Source organism: Parapedobacter tibetensis, assembly GCF_024704835.1.
Classification (GTDB): domain Bacteria; phylum Bacteroidota; class Bacteroidia; order Sphingobacteriales; family Sphingobacteriaceae; genus Parapedobacter; species Parapedobacter tibetensis.
Window position 1 is genome coordinate 1 of record NZ_JAMXBE010000066.1, and the last position, 745, is coordinate 745.

1 protein-coding gene is annotated in these 745 nt (G+C 58.5%); it reads left to right on the plus strand.

What is annotated here, in order from left to right:
- Window positions 1-745, plus strand: a 745-nt coding sequence (locus NF543_RS25280; protein WP_257957588.1) for an Ig-like domain-containing protein, incomplete at both ends; no start/stop codon positions are given.

Consider the following 745-nt stretch of genomic DNA (forward strand, 5'->3'; position numbering starts at 1 on the left):
TACGCCGGATGACGGATTCACCGGCGAAGACACCTTCGAGTATACCGTGGAAGATGAGAACGGTATCCCATCGAATGTAGCAACGGTAACCGTCACCATCGTGGATGGCCCCGTGGCCCATGACGACGGAACCACAACCACGCCTGAAACGCCGGTGACCAAACCGGTATGGGATAATGAAACCCCGGGTGATGCACCGCTGGATGCCACCCCGGTGACCATCACCACCCCGCCGACAAACGGAGCGGTTGAGGTCGATCCCGTGACCGGCGAAGTGACCTATACGCCGGATCCCGGTTTCGAGGGTGAGGATACCTTCGAGTATACCGTGGATGACGAGAACGGCGTACCAAGTAATCCGGCTACCGTAACGGTCGACGTGGCCGAGCCTGTGGCCCCGATGGCGAACGACGACGGGGCGATGACGCCAATCAATACACCGGTGACCATCCCCGTCCTTGATAACGACGAGGAAGGTGACGCACCGCTGGATTCCACAACGGTGACCATCACCACCCCGCCGACAAACGGAACGGTTGAGGTCGATCCGGTAACCGGCGAAGTGACCTATACGCCGGATGACGGATTCACCGGCGAAGACACCTTCGAGTATACGGTTGAAGATGAGAATGGTATCCCGTCGAATGTAGCAACGGTAACCGTCACCATCGTGGATGGCCCCGTGGCCAATGATGACGGAACCACAACAACGCCTGATACGCCGGTGACCATACCGGTATTGGAT